This is a genomic window from Alistipes sp. CAG:29, assembly GCF_000435435.1.
Taxonomy (GTDB): Bacteria; Bacteroidota; Bacteroidia; order Bacteroidales; family Rikenellaceae; genus Alistipes; species Alistipes onderdonkii.
Genome location: NZ_FR893414.1, coordinates 23,519 through 29,160 on the forward strand (window position 1 = coordinate 23,519; position 5,642 = coordinate 29,160).

Annotated in this window: 4 protein-coding genes and 1 pseudogene; 3 read left to right on the forward strand and 2 right to left on the reverse strand. The window is 64.0% G+C overall.

Annotated features, from left to right (window positions below):
- From QVP03_RS02295 to QVP03_RS02305, 3 genes and pseudogenes are all read left to right on the forward strand, one after another.
- Nucleotides 1–313 (forward strand): annotated as a pseudogene (locus QVP03_RS02295) (glycosyl transferase family 2); the annotation flags it as partial.
- Complete coding sequence (gene nth / locus QVP03_RS02300; RefSeq protein ID WP_022332039.1) at nucleotides 310–960, forward strand: endonuclease III; 651 nt, start codon at nucleotides 310–312, stop codon at nucleotides 958–960. The pseudogene QVP03_RS02295 and the gene nth, both read left to right, overlap by 4 nt.
- 193 nt (nucleotides 961–1,153) lie before the next feature.
- Nucleotides 1,154–1,933, forward strand: a complete 780-nt coding sequence (locus QVP03_RS02305; protein WP_022332040.1) for a DUF4886 domain-containing protein — start codon at nucleotides 1,154–1,156, stop codon at nucleotides 1,931–1,933.
- 109 nt (nucleotides 1,934–2,042) lie between these two features.
- On the opposite strand, the gene QVP03_RS02310 is transcribed toward QVP03_RS02305, so the two are convergent.
- Nucleotides 2,043–3,914 carry an ABC-F family ATP-binding cassette domain-containing protein gene (locus QVP03_RS02310; protein WP_022332041.1) on the reverse strand — a complete coding sequence of 624 codons (1,872 nt, stop codon included), beginning with the start codon at nucleotides 3,912–3,914 and terminating at the stop codon, nucleotides 2,043–2,045.
- A gap of 373 nt (nucleotides 3,915–4,287) precedes the next feature.
- Nucleotides 4,288–5,642 (reverse strand): beta-L-arabinofuranosidase domain-containing protein (locus QVP03_RS02315; protein WP_288210606.1); only part of this gene is annotated, 1,355 nt, incomplete at its 5' end.

Below are 5,642 nucleotides of genomic sequence, written 5' to 3' on the forward strand. Positions count from 1 at the left end.
GGTGCACCGCCGCCTGCCGCAGAGCGTGAGCCATAGCACGGAATATCCCCGCCGGATCGCCTTCTGCGACTCCCTGATGGACATAAGCCTGTGGTTCGATGCCCGTTACGGTGCACGCCGCAACCGGTTCCGCATCCTGCGGCGGCGCAGTTCGGTCGCGTTGTGGGTACTCTCCTGGAACGGTTCCGTCGGCGAATACCTCGCCCGGTGGCGCCGCGACGTGGCTGCCTGTCCGCGCCTGCTGTTCTGCCCCGAAGGCTGCGGGCTCCTCGTGAAGAAGATTTTGTTCCGACGTAAAAAACAACGACTATGACTACCAAAGAGCGTTACGACGGCGTTATCGCCTGGTTCTCGGAGCACATGCCCGTGGCCGAGAGCGAATTGCACTATACGGATCCCTACCAGTTGCTCGTGGCCGTGATCCTTTCGGCGCAGTGTACCGACAAGCGGGTCAACATGACTACGCCCGCCCTGTTCGAGCGCTTCCCCACGCCGTTCGAAATGGCGAAGGCCACGGCCGAGGAGATTTACCCCTATATCCGGAGCATCTCCTACCCGAACAACAAGGCCCGCAACCTCGCGGGCATGGCGCGTATGCTGTGCGAAGAGTTCGGGGGCGAGGTGCCGAGCGACCTGCAGCAGATGCAGCGCCTGCCGGGCGTGGGGCGCAAGACGGCCAACGTGCTGGGTGCCGTGCTGTGGCAGAAGGAGGTGATGCCGGTGGACACGCATGTCTTCCGTGTCTCGAACCGTATCGGGCTGACGACCAATTCGAAAACTCCGTTGCAGACCGAGCTGACGCTCGAAAAGAACATCCCTTCGCACCTGTTGCCGGTGGCTCACCACTGGCTGATCCTCCACGGACGTTACGTCTGCATGGCGCGCAGCCCCAAGTGCGGCGAATGCGGGATCGCCGCCTGGTGCCGCAAATACGCCGCCGACCACCGGACGAAAGGGTAGGTGCCCCCCCCCGACGTTTTGGGGCGTTTGCCCGGGGAGGCTTTGCCGGGACGGTTCGTTCCCCGATCGACACCCCCGCCCGATCGACAGCCCCCTCCCGGTACGGCCCGCCTCCTGCGCGGGGCATGATCCGGCCGCCGGGGACACCCTGAACACAAAAAAAACAGATCAACCCAATCCAAACCTCAGACCTATGACCAAGATCGTCCTGAAATTCCTGTTGTTGCTGTTCGTGCCCTTTTTTGCGCAGGCGCGTGACACCGATTCGCTGCGGGTGCTGTGGGTCGGCAACAGCTATACCTATTACAACGACATGCCGTCCACCGTCCGGCAGATCGCCGCGACGCAGAAGGTGAAACTCTCCTGTACGCGCTTCCTCAAGGGCGGCGAGCGCCTTTCCGGCCACCTGAAAAACCAGAAACTGCTCGACGCCATCGCCGCGGGCGGCTGGGATTACGTCATCCTCCAGGAGCAGAGTTCCGCACCGGCCATGCCGACCCGGCAGGTCGCACGGGAAGTCTACCCTGCGGCGCGTACGCTCGACAGCCTGGTGCACGTCGCGTCGCCCGATGCCCGTGTGATCTTCTACATGACGTGGGGGCATAAGAACGGCAACCGCTTCCCGATTCCGGAGTACCCGCCCGCCAACAGCTACGGCACCATGCAGGAACGGCTGATTACCAGCTACCTCGAAATGGCCTACGACAACGACGCATGGTGTGCCCCCGTGGGCATGGCATGGCGCCGGGTGCGTGCCGAAAGGCCCGATTACGTGCTCTATGCGCAGGATTGTTTCCACCCCGGGCCGCTGGGCAGCTACCTGGCCGCGAACGTGATTTTCACCACGATCTACGGCAAGCCCTACCAGACCGCCTGCACGCTGGATTTCCCGGCCGAACAGGCCGAATACATCCAGCGTGTGGCGCAGCAGACCGTGCTGGAAAACCTCACGCTGCTGAATATAAAAAGGTAATCGGATTTGTACGGATTCATGCCCGCGCTTCGACAAGCGCGGGCTTTTTCGGAACTTGGACGCCCGCCTGCCCTGCCGCAGGCCGTTCCGCCGGGCGGAATGCCTGCCCTCACCGCTCGCTCAGCTCCAGCCAGCGCATCGTCTTTTCGTCGATCGACGCGATCAGCTCCGCTATGCGCCGTGACTGCGCCGTGAGCTCCTCCACCGGGAGCGTCCCCGACGAGAGCGACGCCTCGAGTGCCGCTTTCTCGGCCTCGAGCACCGGGATTTCCGTTTCGAGTGCCTCCAGCTCCCTCTTTTCGTTGAATGAGAGCTTGCGCGGCACAGCCTCCGCCGCCTGTGTTTTCGCCGCCTGCGGTTTGGGGCGGGCCTGTGCGGCTTCGGCGCGGCGTGCCGCTTCGTATTCGCGCTTCCAGGCCACGTATTCCGAGTAGGTTCCCGCAAAATCCCTGATCTCGCCCCCGCCGCAGAAAACCAGCAGGTGGTCGGCGACCTTGTCCACGAAATAACGGTCGTGCGACACCACGATCACGCAGCCTCTGAACGCTTGCAGGTACTCTTCCAGGATGCCCAGCGTTACGATGTCCAGGTCGTTCGTCGGCTCGTCCAGCACCAGGAAATTGGGGCTCTGCATCAGCACCGTGCAGAGGTATAACCTCCGCCGCTCGCCGCCGCTCAGGCGTGCCACGTAATTGTATTGCGTTTCCGGCGTGAAGAGGAAATGCTGCAGCAGCTGCGAGGCGCTCATCCGCCGCCCGTCGCCCAGTTCGACCTGCTCGGCGATCGCCGTCACCACGTCGATCACCCTCATCGAGTCGTCGAATTCGAGCCCCTGCTGGCTGTAATAGCCGAAGCGAACGGTTTCGCCTATGTCGATCACGCCGCTGTCGGGTCGTTCGATGCCCGTCAGCAGCTTGAGCAGCGTCGACTTGCCGCAGCCGTTGTCGCCCACGATCCCCAGCTTTTCGTAGCGGGTGAAGTTGTAGTTGAACCTGTCGAGGATCACCACGTCGCCGAAGCGTTTGCTCACGTCGCGGGCCTCGAATATCTTGGTGCCGATCCGCGACGCCCCGACGTCGAGCCGCACCTCGCCGCTGCGGCGCGTCGTTTTGAGCCGCGATTCGAGATCGCGGAACGCGTCGATGCGCGACCGCGCCTTGGTCGCCCGCGCCTGCGGCTGGCGGCGCATCCACTCCAGTTCGCGGCGGTAGAGGTTCATCTCGCTCGCCCGCTGTGCCGCGTCGGCCGTTTCGCGCTCCTGTTTCTTTTCCAGGTAATAGGAGTAGTTGCCGGCATAGTGGTAGATCCGGCGGTTTTCCATTTCGAGGATGTCGCTGCACACGCTGTCGAGGAAATACCGGTCGTGGGTCACCATCAGCAGTGCGGCGCTGCTCGCCGCGAGGTACTCTTCGAGCCACTCGGTCATGTCGGTGTCGAGGTGGTTGGTCGGCTCGTCGAGGATCAGCAGGTCGGATTCGCTGATCAGCACGTTGGCCAGCGCCACGCGCTTGAGCTGCCCGCCCGAGAGGGTTTCCACTTTTTGCCCGAAGTCGCGGATCTTGAGCCGCGAAAGGATCCGCTTGGCGCGCTGCTCGTAATCCCACGCTTCGAGGGCATCCATCCGCGCCATTGCCTCCTGCAACCCTTCGCCCGACGCATCGCCGATCGCCCGCTCATACTCCGCGATGGCCTTCAGGGCGGGGCTCTCCGAGTGGAAGCAGGCTTCCAGTACGGTCATGCCCGCCGGGTATGCGGGGCTTTGTTCCAGGTAGGCGATCCTCAGGCCGCGGCGCGGCACGACGCTGCCCGCGTCGTGGCTTTCCTTCCCCGCGATGATGTTCAGCAGCGTGGTTTTCCCCGTGCCGTTCTTCGCCACGAGGGCCACGCGCCGGCCCTCCTCGATCGTGAACGAGATATTTTCGAAGAGCACCTGCTCGCCGTACGATTTGGTGAGGTTTTCCACCTGGAGACAAGAAGCCATAACGTGTGATTTAGATTTGCAAAGCTACGCAAAATTCCCGAACCGTGCCAATCGCCGTCCCGGAAAGGGGCTCCGGCCCCCGGAAAACGGGCTGCCCCTCCCCGAAAAAAGGACGGCGCACGACGGTCATATCCCCTCGTGCGCCGTTTCTCGTTGCCGGACTTCCCCCGGAAACGTTGTGCCGTTCCGGTTTTTCACCCCTCCCGGCGCCATGCTTTCCGGGCGGTTCCCTTCTTCCGTCAACCTCCCTTTTCCCGGGTTGCGGGTTCCCGTCACAGTGTTTTCTCCGGCACCGGATCCCTCCCTGCGGCATCCGCTTTCCCGGACACCCGTTTCCAGACACTATTTTTCCCCGCCCTGCCTTTCGGGCGCACTACCAGTTCTTGCGCAGGTCGCGCGTCAGGGGGAACTCGGTGATGCGCAGCGTCGTGCAGCCGTAGGGGATCAGCGTGATCTCTTCGGCGGGGTTGGCGGTCTCGTTGGTGCTGTACGGCTGGGGGCCGGCGCTCTCCTGGTAGAGCACCCATTCGTCGAGTCTGCGCCCGCGCGCCCTGATCTCCACCGGGGCGTTTTCCAGCGTCCACGGATAGGCGTCGCCGATGTCGCGCCGCTCGACCCTGAATGCCTCCGCAATGCGTTCGGGGCGGATGTCCTCCTCGAAGAGCGTGTAGTTCCACGGGGTTGTAGGCCGCACCTCGTAATACCACGGGCCGTAAATCTGTTTGCCCGGGTTGCGGACTTTCGACCATTGTTCGCCGATGCGCAGCGAGTAGACCAGCGGCCCGCGCTCGACGACGGCCGAGCGTTCGTACCAGCGGCTGACGGCGACCTCCATCGGCAGGCGGAGCGTCACCACGTCGCCCGTGCGCCATGCGCGCCGCACTTCCGCCACGGAACCTTTCCCGGGCGACGCCACGGCCTGACCGTTCACCGCTACGGTCGCCCCCTCGCACCAGCCGGGGATGCGCAGGCGGAGCGGGAATTCGGCCGTTTTCACCTTGCGGCCGTCGATCCTTATCTCGAAACGTATCTGCTCGTCGAAGGGGTATTGCGTCCGCTCGGCGATCGTCACCCGTACGCCGCCGGCCACTTCGGCCGTGACGTTGCAGGGCGAGTAGACCATCGCGGCCAGCCCGCCGTCGTGGGTGGCATACCACAGGTTTTGCGTGAACTTGGGCCATCCCTGGTGCATGTTCGACGTGCAGCAGGCATAGCCCGTCAGCAGGCCGTAGAGGATGTCCGTGCCGTCGTGGCTCTGCTCGAAATTGCGGCGGTGGTCGGTAATCATCACCTGGTTGACCTGCTGGTAGTACTGGCGGGCGTCATAGGCGTCCGTGGCCTGCGTGGGCAGGGCGTTGAACGCCACGCGCTCCAGATGGTCGGCGAACTGCACGTCGCCCGTGATTTCGGCCATCTCCTCCAGCGAGTACATCATCTCCACGGCCGTGCAAAGCTCCGAACCCTGCGTCGGGGCGGCGCCGTGCAGCGCCTCGTCGCCCCCGTACAACCCCGTCGGCAGGCCGATGTAGCGGCGTATGTCCTCGAAGCCTTTCTTCACGGCCGCCACATGCGCCGGGTCGTTGCTGCGCTGGTAGTAGACCACCGGCTCCTTGATCCCCTGCGCGAGGTTCACGCAGTGCAGCGAGAAGGGCGTCGGGATCACCTCCCCGCCGGCGAGGATGCCCGTCCAGTCGAGCGTCTGCCGGTGGATCAGGTCGCCCAGCTCCA

Excerpts from the sequence above, each read along its gene's own strand:
- QVP03_RS02305 (WP_022332040.1), top strand. The coding sequence starts at position 1,154 with ATGACCAAGATCGTCCTGAAATTCCTGTTGTTGCTGTTCGTGCCCTTT.
- nth (WP_022332039.1), top strand. The coding sequence starts at position 310 with ATGACTACCAAAGAGCGTTACGACGGCGTTATCGCCTGGTTCTCGGAG.
- QVP03_RS02310 (WP_022332041.1), bottom strand. The coding sequence starts at position 3,914 with ATGGCTTCTTGTCTCCAGGTGGAAAACCTCACCAAATCGTACGGCGAG.